Genomic DNA, 785 nt, shown 5'->3' with positions numbered 1-785 from the left:
GCTCAATGAGGACGAAGAACCCGGCGACGACGAGCGCCCAGGTGAACCGGCCGCCGTCCTCTTCTCCGTCGCGGCCGCCGGCCGGTTCACCTGGGCGCTCGTCGTCGCCGGGTTCTTCGTCCTCCTTGAGCTGATCATGCGTTACACGCTGCTCGGTGAGGGCTTCCTCCCCGCCCTGGCGGCGACCCTCGAAGAGGGTTCGCTGCTCGCGGCCGTGGTGCTGCTCGCCGAGACGATCCGCACCCGCCGGGTCCGGCTGGCCGAGGCACAGCAGCGGCTCGCCGTGATGCGTCAGGAGCGTCAGCACGAGGTAGCCCAGGAGCGGCTCCGCATCGCCCGCGAGATCCACGACGTACTCGGCCACACGATCGCCGCGATCAGTGTGCAGGCGAGCCTCGCCGACGACATCTTCGACAGCAAGCCAGCCGAGGCGCGGGCCGCGCTGCGGAGCATCCGGGGCGCGGCCCGCGACGCGATGCACGAGGTCCGCTCGGCGATCGGCATGGTCCGCGACGCCGGGGAGGTGCCCGATCTGGCCCGCGTCTTCGCGGTCGCCGAGCAGGCCGGCGTGAAGGTGCGCTCGGGGGTCGCCGGCACCCCGCGTCCGATCCCGCCGGAGGTGGCGCTCTCGGTCTACCGGATCGTGCAGGAGTCGATCACCAACACGGTCAAACACGCTGAGGCGACGACCGTCCACGTCACCATCACCTACGCGGGTGGTGCCGTCACGGTCGAGGTCGTCGACGACGGGGTCGGGGTCGCGGCGGGCCGGCGGGGGCACGGGG

General features: G+C 72.2%; 1 protein-coding gene. It reads left to right on the top strand.

Annotation, left to right across the window (positions count from 1 at the left end; all coding sequences use genetic code 11):
• Positions 1-785, top strand: a 785-nt coding sequence (locus DLJ59_RS04595; protein WP_244235824.1) for a sensor histidine kinase, incomplete at both ends; no start/stop codon positions are given.

The sequence above is a fragment of the Micromonospora inaquosa genome, assembly GCF_003857055.1.
Lineage (GTDB): Bacteria > Actinomycetota > Actinomycetes > Mycobacteriales > Micromonosporaceae > Micromonospora > Micromonospora inaquosa.
Note: the sequence above shows the minus strand (reverse complement) of the source record. Positions and strands in the feature narration are given on the sequence as shown.